Origin of the sequence: Segnochrobactrum spirostomi, from assembly GCF_009600605.1 — a bacterium.
In the GTDB taxonomy this organism is placed as follows: Bacteria; Pseudomonadota; Alphaproteobacteria; order Rhizobiales; family Segnochrobactraceae; genus Segnochrobactrum; species Segnochrobactrum spirostomi.
The window spans coordinates 3595894-3609712 of the sequence record NZ_VWNA01000001.1; the positions used below are offsets into that span (position 1 = coordinate 3595894).

At 67.0% G+C, this 13819-nt stretch carries 14 protein-coding genes; 10 read left to right on the forward strand and 4 right to left on the reverse strand.

The genetic code is table 11. The features are described 5' to 3' along the window. The first annotated feature begins 35 nt into the window (after positions 1-35). The 7 genes from F0357_RS16200 (at position 36) to F0357_RS16230 (ending at position 6787) form a co-directional block, all read left to right on the forward strand. A complete protein-coding gene (locus F0357_RS16200) occupies positions 36-701 on the forward strand; it encodes an RraA family protein (protein WP_153484313.1) in 666 nt (221 codons plus the stop codon). 183 nt (positions 702-884) lie between these two features. Further along, positions 885-2063 (forward strand): NAD(P)/FAD-dependent oxidoreductase, encoded by a 1179-nt coding sequence (locus F0357_RS16205; RefSeq protein ID WP_153484315.1) that lies wholly within the window; start codon positions 885-887, stop codon positions 2061-2063. A gap of 184 nt (positions 2064-2247) precedes the next feature. After that, positions 2248-3168 (forward strand): ABC transporter substrate-binding protein, encoded by a 921-nt coding sequence (locus F0357_RS16210; RefSeq protein WP_246161699.1) that lies wholly within the window; start codon positions 2248-2250, stop codon positions 3166-3168. 35 nt (positions 3169-3203) lie between these two features. Next, positions 3204-4196 carry a FecCD family ABC transporter permease gene (locus tag F0357_RS16215; RefSeq protein WP_376767838.1) on the forward strand — a complete coding sequence of 331 codons (993 nt, stop codon included), beginning with the start codon at positions 3204-3206 and terminating at the stop codon, positions 4194-4196. Beyond that, positions 4193-5230 (forward strand): FecCD family ABC transporter permease, encoded by a 1038-nt coding sequence (locus F0357_RS16220; RefSeq protein ID WP_153484320.1) that lies wholly within the window; start codon positions 4193-4195, stop codon positions 5228-5230. The genes F0357_RS16215 and F0357_RS16220 overlap by 4 nt, the downstream gene beginning before the upstream one ends. Before the next feature lie 7 nt (positions 5231-5237). Then, a complete protein-coding gene (locus F0357_RS16225) occupies positions 5238-6083 on the forward strand; it encodes an ABC transporter ATP-binding protein (protein WP_153484323.1) in 846 nt (281 codons plus the stop codon). Next, positions 6080-6787 (forward strand): class I SAM-dependent methyltransferase, encoded by a 708-nt coding sequence (locus F0357_RS16230; protein ID WP_153484326.1) that lies wholly within the window; start codon positions 6080-6082, stop codon positions 6785-6787. Before F0357_RS16225 ends, F0357_RS16230 begins: the two co-directional genes overlap by 4 nt. A 94-nt stretch (positions 6788-6881) precedes the next feature. On the opposite strand, the gene F0357_RS16235 is transcribed toward F0357_RS16230, so the two are convergent. The 4 genes from F0357_RS16235 to F0357_RS16250 are packed head-to-tail and all read right to left on the reverse strand — an operon-like array spanning position 6882 to position 10685. Continuing rightward, positions 6882-7916 carry an extracellular solute-binding protein gene (locus F0357_RS16235; protein ID WP_153484329.1) on the reverse strand — a complete coding sequence of 345 codons (1035 nt, stop codon included), beginning with the start codon at positions 7914-7916 and terminating at the stop codon, positions 6882-6884. A gap of 18 nt (positions 7917-7934) precedes the next feature. Further along, positions 7935-8738, reverse strand: a complete 804-nt coding sequence (locus F0357_RS16240; RefSeq protein ID WP_153484333.1) for an ABC transporter permease — start codon at positions 8736-8738, stop codon at positions 7935-7937. Beyond that, entirely contained in the window at positions 8731-9624 is an 894-nt protein-coding gene (locus tag F0357_RS16245) for an ABC transporter permease (protein WP_153484338.1), read from the reverse strand. Before F0357_RS16245 ends, F0357_RS16240 begins: the two co-directional genes overlap by 8 nt. Further along, complete coding sequence (locus F0357_RS16250; protein WP_153484342.1) at positions 9621-10685, reverse strand: ABC transporter ATP-binding protein; 1065 nt, start codon at positions 10683-10685, stop codon at positions 9621-9623. Before F0357_RS16250 ends, F0357_RS16245 begins: the two co-directional genes overlap by 4 nt. Before the next feature lie 112 nt (positions 10686-10797). Here F0357_RS16250 and F0357_RS16255 point away from each other — a divergent pair, with 112 nt between their 5' ends. The 3 genes from F0357_RS16255 to F0357_RS16265 are packed head-to-tail and all read left to right on the forward strand — an operon-like array spanning position 10798 to position 13597. Then, positions 10798-11472 carry a TetR/AcrR family transcriptional regulator gene (locus F0357_RS16255; protein WP_208948381.1) on the forward strand — a complete coding sequence of 225 codons (675 nt, stop codon included), beginning with the start codon at positions 10798-10800 and terminating at the stop codon, positions 11470-11472. After that, positions 11473-13122: an amidohydrolase gene (locus F0357_RS16260; RefSeq protein WP_153484356.1), complete on the forward strand. Its 1650-nt coding sequence runs from the start codon at positions 11473-11475 to the stop codon at positions 13120-13122. Next, positions 13112-13597, forward strand: coding sequence for a DUF3237 family protein (locus F0357_RS16265; RefSeq protein WP_153484360.1), 486 nt, complete (start codon positions 13112-13114; stop codon positions 13595-13597). The genes F0357_RS16260 and F0357_RS16265 overlap by 11 nt, the downstream gene beginning before the upstream one ends. Positions 13598-13819 lie beyond the last annotated feature (222 nt).

The window sequence follows — 13819 nt, forward strand, 5'->3', positions numbered from 1 at the left end:
ATCTCACCCGAACGTCCACCAAGGAAGGCGCGGCCATGGCGACCGACATCGATTTCAAGGCCCTGAAAGGGGTGCTCTATTCCGCCGTGCTGTCGGATGTGCTCGACGGCTTCGGCTGCCCGAACCAGGCGATGCGTCCGTTCGTCCGCCCGCTCGACGAGGGCAAGGTGCTGTTCGGCCGCGCCCGCACCGGGCTCTATGCGCACGTCTACGGCGTGACCGAGGGGCGCAACCCCTATGAAGTCGAGATCGCCCTCGTCGACGATCTCGGCACCGACGACATCGTCATCCTCGCCTGCGATGGACCGACCACCCGCATCGCGCCATGGGGCGAACTCTTGACCACCGCCGCGCGCTGCCGCGGCGCCGGCGGCTGCGTCACCGACGGGCTGGTGCGCGACGTGCGCCACATCCGGCGGCTCGGCTTTCCCGTGTTCCACGGCGGGATCGGCCCGCTCGACACCAAGGGCCGGGCCGAGATGACGGCGCGGGACGTGCCGGTCGAATGCGGCGGTGTGCGGGTCGAGCCGGGCGATCTCGTGTTCGGCGACGTCGACGGCGTGGTCGTGATCCCGCAGGCGCTCGCCGCGGCGGTGATCGAAACCGCGCTCGAGAAGATCCACGGCGAGAACAAGACGCGCGAGCACCTCGAACAGGGCATGCTGCTCGCCGACGTCTATGCCCGCTACGGCATCCTGTAGCGCGAACGACCGGGCGCGTGCGGCCGTGCGCGCACCCCTCCGTCGCGGGGCATGCAGGCGCGGCCCCTTCGACACGACACGCGAGAATTCCCAAACGCGGGTGGACCGGCGGCGACCGACGCGGCAAGACCGTGTCGGTCCGCTCGCCGAGAGCGGGATTGGTGTTCGCCGTAGGGTGTCGTGATGGTGGCTGGGTTCGACGTCGTGGTCGTCGGCAAGGGGATGATGGGAGCCGCGGCGGCGCGGCACCTCGCAAACGGAGGAGCCAAGGTCACGTTGGTGGGACCGGACGAGCCTCAGGACCTCGCAACCCATCAGGGCGTCTTCGCCAGCCACTACGACGCGGGCCGGATCACCCGCTCCATCGATGACGATCCCGATTGGTCGCTGCTCGCGCGCCGTTCGATCGAGCGCTATGCGGCGATCGAAGCGGAGAGCGGCATCGCCTTCTATGCCGAGGTCGGGTGCATCATCGCCGCGGACGATTCCGATTATCTTTCGCGCGCCGCCCGGGCCGCCGAAGGCGTGGGCGCACAGGCGGCGCGGCTCGAGGCCGGGCCGTTGGCGACCGCCTTTCCCATGCTGCGCTTTCCGGACGGCTATTGTGGTCTGCACGAAGCCCGGAATGCGGGCCACATCGACCCGAGGGCGCTCGTCCGCGCCCAGACGGCGCTCGCCCGGAGGGCCGGCGCGACCGTCGCACCGGTCGAGATCGAGGCCCTTGTCGACCGCGGGACCCACGTCGAGGCCGTCGCGGTCGGCGGTGATGTCTTCAGAGCCGACAAGGCCATCATCGCGACGGGAGGCCACGCCATCCGGCCGTGGCTGCTTCCCCGTCCGCTCGATCTGACGGTCAAGGCCCGGACCGTCTTCCTCCTGGAAATCGAGGCCGGCGAGCAGGCCCGCTATGACGGCATGCCCTCGGTCATTCAGGTCGCGGCGGACCAGGAGCACAGCTTCTACGCGTTGCCGCCCATCCGCTATCCCGATGGGCGCGTCTTTCTCAAGATCGGCGGCGACCCCCGAGACACGCTGTTGGCGAGCGAGGCGGACATCCGCGCCTGGTTCCGCAGCGGCGGCGATCCCGCCGTCGCCCGTCATCTGGAGCACGGCCTGCGCAATCTGCTGCCGGGGCTACGGGGCAGGGCCGGGACAAGCGCGGCCTGCATGACCACCTTCACCCGCCACGGCTATCCCTACATCGATTTCGCGGATAGCGATCGGATCGTCGTCCTCACCGGTGGCAACGGAAAGGCCGCCAAGAGCTCCGACGAAATCGGCCGATTGGGCGCGATCCTGGCCGCGGGCGGACCTCTCGATCGGGAAGGTTACGCCGCAAACTTCGAAGCGTTCTATTTTTAATGCATTTTATTTCCTCAATAATCTCTCATTGAGAAAAGACTAGAATCGTTCTGAAATGAGATGAACCTCGAATCGTATTGAAATAGGTGATCCTGATCGATAATGCGTTGCAAGCAACCGCGGGTGATGGGTGCTTGTAATGTGGAATATTTCTAGAGTTGCGGCGATTCTCGGCTTGGCGGCAATGCTGTCGTCTGGATCGGTGATGGCGCAAGACGGCAAGACGGTGTCGATCACAGACGATCGTGGCGTGGTCGTCGTCGTGCCTGAGAACCCGCAGCGCATTGCGGCCATCTCCTATCTCGGCGTCGACGTCGCACTGGCCCTCGGCATCAAGCCGGTTGCCACGACCTATATGACCGCCGGCCGTCAGCCCGATTTTCTGCTTGGGCTGACCGGTGAGATGAAGTCCCTCGGCCAGCGGGCGAAGCCGAACCTCGAGCTCCTGTCGGAAGTTCGGCCGGACGTGATCGTCGCCATGAAGCGCTACACGGTCGGCAATGCCGCCCAGTTCGAGAAGATCGCGCCTTATATCGCCTACAACATGGAGCTCCTGAGCGAGAGCTACCAGGAAGTATCCGATCTCTCGAAGGTGTTCGGAAAACCGGAGCGCGGCGAGCAATTGAACGCGGAGTTCAAGAGCCATCTCGCGGACTATGCCGCCAAAGCGCCGAAGAACGTCCATCCGCGCTTCCAGATCATGTGGGGCGGGGATACGCCGTTCTCGTTCCACACCGAGAACACCGCCGCCTCGATCGTCGCGGCGCTCGGCGGCGACAATATCGCCGGTCCGATGCAGCAGGACGGCAAGTTCGGCATGGAGATCAGTCTCGAAGCCATGCTGGAAAAGGACCCCGAGGTCATCTTCGTCTACGACAGCGGCCCGGACCGCCCGCACGAGAACAACCCGATCTGGCAGCAGCTCTCCGCCGTCAAGAACGGGCGCGTCTACTATGTCGGCGATGAGTGGGTCGAGACCAACGGGCCGATCGCCCGTGAAATGGTGCTGCGTGAGGCGGCGCATTATCTCTACCCGGATACGTTCCCGGCGATCGACGTGCGCGCGGAAGCGGCGAAGCTGATCCCCGCGGGCGTGCAGCAGTGACGAATGCCGAGGCGGCCGCGCGGCCCCATGCCGACATCCGCTCCCTGACGCTGACGATCGCGATCCTGATCGTCAGCCTGACGGTGCTCGCGGGCGGGCTTCTGATCGGCGCGCGGCCGCTCCAGCCTCAGGTCGCTCTGGCGGCCCTGTTCGCGCCGGACGGCAAGATCGCGTCGATCCTGGTCTGGACCCTGCGCCTGCCCCGCAGCCTCGCCGCATTTCTGGGCGGGGCGGGGTTGGGGGTTTCTGGCTATCTGCTGCAAACGCTGACCCGCAACCCTCTGGCGGGGCCGGGGCTGACCGGCGTGACGGCCGGCGCCGTCACGCCCATCGTGGCGTGCTTCACATTCCTGCCCTGGCTGTCGTCCGTCTATTATCCCATGATCGGAATGGCGGGGGGACTCGCCGCCGCGCTGACGACGTTCTGGATCGCGGGCGGCGGCACGGCGCGCCCGCTGCACCTCGCGCTCGGCGGAATCAGCGTGTCGATGTTCCTCGGCGCGCTCACGACCTGGATCATCCTGTCGAGCGGTCCCCAGGTGCCGGCGCTGCTGTTCTGGCTGTCGGGCGGCTTCCAGGGCCGGTCATGGCCGCAGCTCGCCTACATGGCTCCGTGGGTCCTAATCGGCTGCTTCGGTGCCTTGGCGAGCCATCGTGTCATCGGGCTGTTGACGTTGAGCGAACAGGCGGCGGCCGGCATGGGCCTGCAATTGTCGCTGTGGAAGCCCGTGCTGCTCCTCCTCGCCGTCCTCCCCGTGGCCGGCGTGGCGCCGGTGGCCGGTCCGGTCGCCTTCGTCGGGCTGGCGTCGCCGCATATCGCCCGCCTTCTGCGGCCCACGGGGCCGGCCTGGACCATCGCGCTCACGGCCGCCATCGGTGGTTTCATCGTCGTCTCCGGCGACGTGATCGCCCGTGGCATCGCGCCGCCGAAGGAGCTCCCCATCAGCATCGTCACCGCCTTGATCGGTGGCCCGCTGTTCATCTGGCTCGTGCAGCGCCGCGGCTTCACGACGGGGGGCGGAGCATGACGATGGTCCGCGCCGTCGTGCGCAGACCGCTGCCCGCTCGCATCGTGCTGGCGATGGCGGCGCTGGCGCTGCTTGCCCCCATCGTCGCCGTCTTCCTGGGCGTCGTCGACATCCCGCCCGCCCATGTGATCGGCGTCTTCCTGGGGCAGGGGCCGGCGGATGCGCGGTCGATCATCTGGGACATCCGCTTTCCGCGCATCGTCACCGGCATGCTCGCCGGCGTGAACCTCGCCGTCGCCGGTCTTCTGTTGCAGACCGTCACCCGCAATCCGCTGGCCGACCCCTCGATCATGGGCATCTCGCAGGGGGCGACCCTCGCGGTGAGCCTGTTCCTGCTGCTCTCCGTCTATATCCACCACGCCGGCTCCACGGACCTGCCGGAACTGCCGGTGGCCTGGCTGCCGACGGTCGGGACCCTGGGCGGTCTCGCCGCCGGCGGCCTCGTCTACGCCTTGGCCTTTCGGCGCGATCTCGGTCCGTTGCGCGTCACGCTCTGCGGCATCGCGGTCGGGGCCGTCCTGCATGCGCTCGCCATCGGATTGATCGCCGGCTGGGGGTCGAACCGCCTCGAGGTTCTGCTCGAGTGGCTGTCGGGCAGTCTCTATGCCCGAAGCTGGCAGCACGCCGCGGTGCTCGCGCCGTACACGGTGTCGGGGCTGCTGGTGCTGCCGCTGATCCGGCGGCCCCTGGAACTGCTGAGCCTCGATGCGTCCGTGGCCCAATCCTTCGGCCTCGCCTATCGCCGTCAGTTCTCGCTCGCGTTGCTCTTGTCGTGCGCGCTCGCGGCGAGTGCGGTCGGGACGGTGGGGCCGATCGTGTTCGTCGGCTTGGTCGTGCCGCATCTCGCCCGGTCTCTGGCGGGAAGGCACAGCGCTCTCGTTCTGCCGCTGACGGTCGCGTTGGGCTCCATCGTCGTGACGTTCGGCGACCTCGTCGGCCGCTTGCTCGGCCGGGCCGAGGAAATCCCGATCGGGGTGATCACGGCCCTGTTCGGTGTGCCGGTATTGGTCGCGCTGATCCGCAGAACCCCGTGAGAGATCCATGCTTCTGACTTGCTCGGCTCTGTCCGTCAGCTATGGCCGCCGAAAGGCCCTCTCGGGCCTCGATCTCTCGATAGGGTCCGGCGAGATCCGCGCTTTGATCGGCCCCAACGGCTCGGGCAAGAGCACGGCGCTCCAGGCGCTCGCGGGCCTCATCCGCCCCGACGAGGGGCATGTCGCCCTCGACGGGCGCGCGGTCGGCACGCTGTCGCGCCGGGACCTCGCGAAACGCCTCGCCTTCCTGCCGCAGCAACCCTCCGCGCCCGACGAGATGACGGTCGGCCAACTGGTCCGGCAGGGTCGGTTCGCCCATGTCGGGCTGCTGCGGAGCTACTCGTCCCGCGACGAGGAGGCCATTCAGTGGGCTTTGGAGAGCACCGGCCTGACGGCGCTGGCCGATCGAAGCCTGAGGGAGCTCTCCGGGGGCGAACGCCAGCGGGCTTGGATTTCGGCGGCGATCGCCCAGGAGGCCGGCATCCTGCTGCTCGACGAGCCGACCTCCTTCCTCGATATCGGCTACCAGATCGAAGTGCTCGATCTCGTCCACCGACTCAGCCGCGAGCGCGGCGTGACGATCGTGATGTCGATCCACGATCTCAATCAAGCCATGTCGATCTGCGACCGGATCTGCCTGCTCCAGGAGGGCAAGCGCGTCTTCGACGGGGTGCCGGACGATCTCGCCCGAAGCGGGCTGATCGAACACGTGTTCCGGGTCAAAGGGCGCTTCGTGCAACTGGCGCCGGACACGCCCCCGCATTTCGACGTCGAACTGGCGCGCCGAGCGGCATCGCCGCGCACCACCGACGGCCTCTCACCAGCGACACTTGAACGTAGGCTTGCACGATGAATGGACATGCGGGGGACGGACATGCTGGGGACAAGGTGAAGGCGATCCCGACCTGGTACGTCGATCCGAGCGCCGAGAACGCCATGGGCGACGGCCACGCCCCGATCTGGCGGCACCTCATCGGTCTCATTCCCGAGCGCGATCTGAGCGCCAAGACGGTTCTCGATTTCGGCTGCAATCAGGGCGGCTTCCTGCGCCATCTGCACGCCTTGCGCCCCTTCCGCCGGGCGCTCGGCCTGGACATCGCCGAACGGTCGATCGCGACCGCCAACAGCCTGAAGGGCAACCTTCCGATCCAATATCAGACGGGGGCCGATGTCTCAGGTTGGACCGAGACGTTCGATCTCGCGTTCAGCCACGAGGTCGTCTACCTGATCCCGGACATCGATGCTCACGCCCGGGATATCCGGCAGGCGTTGAAGACCGACGGCATCTACTACGCCGTGACCGGCTGCCACACCGACAACCCGCTCTGGCCGAAATGGCGTTCCCTCGTCGCGGAGCGCACCAACACCGTCGTGCAGGACCGCTCCGTCAGCGACTACGCGAAGGCCTTCGCGGCGGCGGGCTTCACGGTGTCCGCCCGAAAGATCCTCTATGACGGTTTCATCCCCTACGCGCCGGACGGTTGGACGCCGGACTTCATGGACGCCCTCGATTATTACAGCCAGACCAAGATCGTGTTCAGGCTCGTCAAACACTAGGGAAGACAGACCGCGCTGAAAACGATCGAGGCCCCATCCGCCTCGGATGAAGCGGACGGAGCCTCGCAGGTGAGGTCGGCGTGAGGTCTTGGCGTTACTTCGTCAGTTCCGTCCAGATTCGGCTGTAGATCTGCTGCACGTCGGCCGGGCAGGTGACCTGGATGTGACCGGCGGACTTGAGGGCGGGCGGGATCACCATCTCGGGTGCCGTCAGGAGGTCCTTATCCATGAACGCCTCGGAGCCCTGGATCGCGTTGCCGTAGCGGGTGTAATTCGAGACCAGCGCGGCGTTCTCCGGCGCCATGATGAAGTTCAGGAACAGCTTGGCGTTCTCGACATTCTTGGCGTCGGCGAGAATGGCGACGTTGTCCTGCCAGATCGCATAGCCTTCCTTCGGATAGCCGTAGGCGAAGTGCGGATTCTCGGCGCGGATGCGCATGGCGGCGCCATTCCAGAAGATCGAGGCGTCGAGGTCTTCCTTGATGAACTTTTCGAAGCTCGGATAATCGATCGATGCCCAATAGGGCTTGGCCGCCGCGAGCTTGTCGCGCGCCGCCTTGAGGATCGCCTTGTCCGTCGTGCAGGGCTGGCCGCCGACATATTCGATCGCCATGTCGATGACGTCGCTCATCGAGGGGACGACGTTGATCTTGCCCTTCAACGCGTCCGGCGGGTCGAAGATGACCGCGGAGGTGTTGATGTCACCCTTGTAGACGTTCGTGTTGACCATGACGCCGGTGGTGCCCCAAACCCACGGCGCGGTGTAGTGGCGGCCTTTGTCCCAGCCCACGGCCACCCATTGCGGCTCGACGTTCTTGAAGTTCGACATCTGGGACGGCTCGCTCTTCAGGAGCAGTCCCTTCTCGATGTAGATCGGAACCACCGACGCCGACGGCACCACGATGTCGAAGCCGTGACCGCCGGCCTCGATCTTGGCGATCGCAGTTTCGTTGGAATCGTACTCGGTGACGGTGACCTTGACGTCGTAGGTCTTCTCGAACTTCTTGATCAGATCCGGCGGGGTGTAGAGGCCGAAATTGAAGATGTTGAGCTGCCCTTCGGCCAGGGCGGGGGCGGTTGCGACCGACAGGATGACCGCCGCGGCGGCCACGAGAGACGCGGGTTTCATCGAGTTCTCCTCTGAAGTTCAGTTCTTTTTTCGTGTTGCGGCCCAAGACCCCGCCACGATCAGCACGCTGACCAGAAGAATGAGCGAGGAAATGGCGTAGATTTCCGACGTGAGATTGCGCCGCAGCTCTCCCATCAGATAGGTCGGCAGGGTCTCCTGACCGGGCGACTTCAGGAAGTCGCTCATGACGACGTCGTCGAGGGAGACGACGAAGGCCAGCATGAAACCTGCCATGATGCCGGGGGCGAGGAGCGGCAGGGTCACGCGGCGGAAGGTGTAGAAGCGGCTCGCATAGAGGTCGGCGGCGGCCGTCTCGAGGCTCAGGTCCATGCCCTCGAGCCGCGCGCGGATCGGCAGGTAGGCGAACGGCACGCAGAAGGTGGTGTGGGCCGCGATCAGGAAGCCGAGGCCTGTATAGCCCGTCGCCGCCTTGATCTGGCCGACGATGATAAGGAGCGCGATCGCCAGGACGATCTCGGGGACCATCAGGGGCTGGTTGAGGATCAGGTGGACCGCGCCTTCGCCGCGGAAGCCGTCGCCGCGCGTGGTGGCGAGCGCGGCCATGATGGCGAACACGGTCGAGATGACGGCGGCCGACGTTGCCAGGATCAGGGAGTTCAGGGCGGCGTCGAGGAAGGCCTCGTTGTGCAGCGCCGCCCCATACCATTTGAGCGACAGTCCCTCCCAGTTGCCGATCACATTGCCCGAGTTGAACGAGTAGGTGACCAGGATGACCATGGGCACGTAGAGGATGACGAAGCAGGTGATCGCCAGCATCTCCGCGCCGCGCAGACGTTTAACGTTGAAACCGCGCTCAGCCATGATTGCGCCCGTTCCGGCCCGAAGTGATCCGCGTGTACCAAACGAGCGCCGCCAAGACCAAGATCGTCAGCGTGATCGAGAGGGCGGCGCCGAGCGGCCAGTTGCGGCCCTGGCCGAACTGCATGTCGATCAGGTTGCCCAGCATCATCGACTTGCCGCCGCCCATGATGCGCGGCGTCACGTAGGCGCCGAGCGAGGGCACGAACACCAGGATCGAGCCCGCGATGATGCCGGGGCGCACCAGCGGCAGGATCACGCGCCGCAGGCAGAACAGCCGCGAGGCATAGAGGTCGTAGCTCGCCTCCGCCAACCGGAAGTCGAATTTCTCGATCGCGGCATAGACGGGCAGCACCATGAGCGGCAGGAACACGTAGGTCATGCCGAGCAGCACGGCGAAGTCCGTGAACATCATCTGGATCGGCTTCTGGATGAGGCCGAGCGCGAGCAGCACGCGGTTGATGACGCCCTCCGATCGGATCATCTCCTGCACGGCGATGGTGCGCACGAGCAGGTTGGTCCAGAACGGGATGGTGATGAGGAGCAGCCAGAAGCCGCGCTGGGAGGCCGGTCGGGTTGCGATGAACCAGGCCGTCGGCAGCCCGAAGATCAGGGTGAGCAGCGTCGTCGCGAGCGAGAGGCCGATCGAACGGGCCAGAATGACGAGGTTGGCGTCAGAAATGCTGACTGTGTTGTCGAAGATATCGCGCTCGAAGAGAACCGAGAACCAGCCGTCGGTCGAGAAAATCCATTTGACGTTGCCGAAATCGCCGGGCGTCAGCAGCGAATAGACGACGACGAGGGCGAGCGGCAGGATCGAGAACAGCATCACGATCGTCACCGCCGGAAGGACGAGGGCCCAGCGGCGCCAAGGCTCCGACGTCTTCATGCCGCGCCTCCCTCGTCGGCCAGCACCCGGAGCGCCTCGGCGGGGAGGGAGACCGGGACACTCTCGCCCTCGGCAAAGCGCGTCCCGCCATGAAGCGCATTCTGCACGCGGGCGACGAGCGGGAGGCCGTCGGGCAGGGCGAGATGGACGTGGGTGTCGGTGCCGAAGAAGACGAGCTGCTTGATCTCGGCCTCGAGCACCAGCGCACCGGGGAGGGTGGTCGCGAGCGCCAGGTGCTCCGGCCGGATCATCAGCGTTACCGGGCCCTCGGGAACACCGTCGAGCGCGACCGCGGCCGCGCCGAACCGGACGGTGCCGCTCGCCGCGTGCGCGGGCAGGAAATTGGACTCGCCGATGAAGCCGGCGACGAAGCGGTTGGCCGGCCGGTCGTAGAGTTCGCGCGGGGTCGCGATCTGCTGCACCCGCCCGCCGCTCATCACGGCGATGCGGTCGGACATCGTCAGCGCTTCTTCCTGGTCGTGCGTGACGAAGATGAAGGTGAGCCCGGTCTCGCGCTGGAGCCGCTTCAGCTCGATCTGCATCTCCTTGCGCAGCTTCATGTCGAGCGCCGACAGTGGTTCGTCGAGCAAGAGGATGCGCGGCTTGGCCACCAGCGCGCGGGCGAGGGCGACGCGCTGCTGCTGGCCGCCGGATAGCTCGGAACTCTTGCGGTCCTTCAGGTGCCCGAGCTGAACCAGCTTCAGCATGGCCTCCACGGCGGGCGTGATCTCGGCGCGGGGGCGGCCCTGCGCCTCGAGCGCGAACGCCACGTTCTGGCCCACGGTCATGTGCGGGAAGAGAGCGTAGTTCTGGAACACCGTGTTGACCGGCCGCTGGTTCGGCGGCATCCGCGCGATGTCGTGGCCGTCGAGCACGAGCGCGCCGCCGCTCGGGGCGCTGAAGCCCGCGATCAGCCGCAGCAGGGTCGTCTTACCGCATCCCGAGGGGCCGAGCAGGGTGAAGAACTCTCCCTCCGCGATGGAGAAGCTCACCTCGTGGAGCGCGGTCACCGCGCCGTCGCCAGACCCGAAGCGTTTCGTGAGTTCGCGAATGTCGAGCATCTGCCTCTTCGTCCCCAAGGGCCTCCAATATGCGTATTGACAAAGTTTCTTTAGTCAATAAAATTTTTTACCGAGACAAGAAATGTCACGAAACATCCGGATGGCCGCCCCGTTGAGTGATCTGAGCCAGGTGGAAACGGGGCTGCGCAGCCGTAAGAAGGCGAAGCGCCGGAACGACATCGTCGTTGCGGCGCGCGCGCTGTTCGCCACGCAGGGCATCGACGCCACCACGATGGCGGACATCGCCGCGGCCGTGGGCATCTCCACGCCGACCGTCTTCAATTATTTCGGGTCGAAGGACGGCATTCTCATCGCGCTGATCAACGAGGGGACGACGGAGGCGCGCGAGCGCGACCGACCGCTCCATTGGCGCGAAGGCACCGACCTCGCGACCCTCATCGTGAAGATGTTCCTGCGGGTCTCGGCCCGCACGCTGGAGATCGCCGACAAGCAGCTCTGGCGCTATGCCGAGTCGGCGGCGATCCGCCATCCCGAGACGGAGTTCGCCCAGCAATATGCGAGCGTGTCCGAAGCGCTGGTGGGCGTCGTCGCCGAGTTCTTCGACGCGCTCGACTTGAGCCTCCGCAGCGGGGCGCCGACCTCGTCGCCGTTCCTGGCGCGGCTGTTCCACGATGTCTGGATGCCATTGTTCCTGCGCCTCATCTCCGAAGAGGAGCACACCCTCGACGCGCACGAGGACGCCCTGCGGGCGCACATGGTTCCGCTCGTCCACATGCTGTTCGACGAGGCGACCGTCGCGGCGCCGCGCCGCAAGAGGATCCGCTGAATGACCGCCTCCCTGATCTTTCTCAACGCACGCGTCCTGACCATGGACGAGGACGCGCCGCGGGCGGAGGCGGTCGCGGTCGGCGGCAATCGCATCCTCGCCGTCGGCGACCGGGAGACCGTCATGGCCCATGCGGGTGCCGACACGCGCATCGTCGATGCCGCCGGCGCCACCCTGATGCCCGGCTTCGTCGAAAGCCACGTGCACCTGTTCTCGGGCGCCTACGGGCAGACCCTGCTTCAACTCGCCGACGTCGCCGGCTTCGCGGCGATGAAGGCGGCCGTCGAGGCCTTCGCCGCCGCGCGGCCGAACGAGGGCCTCCTGTTCGCCCAAGGCGCGGATTACGAGATTCTCGGCGCCGGCACCCGGCTCGATCGTCATGCGCTCGACGCGATGTCTCCGGACCGCCCGCTCGCGGTGATGGCGCGGGATTTCCACACCCTGTTCGCGAACACGGCGGCGTTGCGCGCCGCGGGCCTCCTCTACGGCCGCACCTTGCCGGTCGGCAACGAGGTGGTGATGGGCGAGGACGGCCTCGCCACCGGCGAACTGCGGGAGAAGCTCGCCTTGCTGCCCGTGCTCGCGCTGCGCACCTCGGGCGGCCGCGAGATGCTCGGCATGTCCGGCATCGAGCCGCCCCAGGCCCCGACGCCCACGGAATGGCGCGAGGATCTCGACGTGCTGAAGGCCGGCATGCGCTTCGTCGCCGCGAAGGGTATCACCTCCCTGCACAACATGGACGGCAACCGTCACCTTCTGGAATTGCTGCGGGATGTCGAGACGGAGGGCGGACTGCTCGCCCGCATCTCCGTGCCGTTCCACCTGACACGCGAAATGCCGCTGTCCGAGCTCGACCGCGCCTCGGCCATGGCCGCCGATTTCACCGGCGAGCGGGTGACGAGCCGGCGGGTCAAGATCTTCGTCGACGGCGTCATCGAAAGCGGCACGGCCGCCATGCTGGCCGACTACGCGGACCATCCGGGCCTCAAGGGCGAGCCGATCTTCGATGCCGAGACCTTCGCCGCCGCGGCGATCGAAGCCGACCGTCGCGGCTTGCAGATCACGGTGCACGCCATCGGCGACGCGGCGGTTCGCATCGCGCTCGACGGCTATGCCGCCGCCCGCGCCGCCAACGGCCCGCGCGACAGCCGGCACCGCATCGAGCATATCGAAATGATCGATCCGGCCGACATCGGCCGGTTCGTCGAACTCGGCGTCGTCGCCTCCTTCCAGCCCCTTCATGCGCCGGTCGGCGAAAATCCGACGACGCGCAGCATCGGCGCGGCGCGCGCGCCCCACGCCTATGCCTGGCGGGCGCTCGCCGAGGCCGGCGCGACGGTCGCCTTCTCGTCCGATTGGCCGGTGGTGCCGATCGATCCGCTGCTCGGCATTCAGACGGCGCTGACCCGCGCGCCGCATCTCCCCGGCCTGCCGGACCAGCGCCTGCCGCTCCCGGAGGTGCTCGCCGCCTTCACCCGCAACGGCGCCTTCGCCGGCCACATGGAGCACAGCACCGGACGGTTGCGCCCGGGCCTGCTCGCCGACCTCGTCCTCCTCTCGGCCGACATCGAAGCGACCCCGGTCGACGCGATCGCCGGGCTCGGCGTCCGGATGACGGTGTGCGACGGGCGGATCACCCATGAAGCCTGACGGCCCCGCTTTCGACATGACGACGCTCGGGGCGGGGGCCTCGCTCGGCCAACCGCCCTTGCGCAAGGCCTGCGTGATCCGCGCCGACCTCGGCCCGGCACGCGAATTCGCGACCACCCAGGGCATCGTGCGGGCGATGTTTCCGATCGTCGGCGGCGAAGCGCGGGGCGACGGCTGGAGCGGCCGGATCCTGCCGGGCGGCGCCGACTTCGCGGTGCGCCTGCCCGACGGGGCCTACGCCGTCGAGGCGCGCTATTGCCTGGAGCTCGAGGACGGCACGCCGGTGATGGTGACGAACGCCGGCCGGATGGTGCCGCAGGCGGACGGCCGCTATCTCGGCCGCACCCGCGCTCTCTTGGAGGTACCCGACGGCCCCCACCGCCACCTCGGCGACGCCGTCTATTTCGGCACCGCCCTCGCCGAAACCGACGATGCCGACCACGTCTATATCGAATTGTGGGAAGCGGTGATCTAGGCCGGCGCGCGAACCAACGACGCTGCGGATGGTGAGTTCGCGACTTCAGGCGCTGGCGCCCAGAGACAGCGCGCCGCGGCTGACAATGAAAAAGGGCCTGCCGCAGCGCTGCGGCAGGCCCTTTCCGTTTGGGCCCACCCCCGTCCCTAGGGGTGAGCGAACTTTGCGTGACGTTCGAGCGAACTTTCGTGGCGTTGAGCGAAAATGAATGACGCGTCAGGT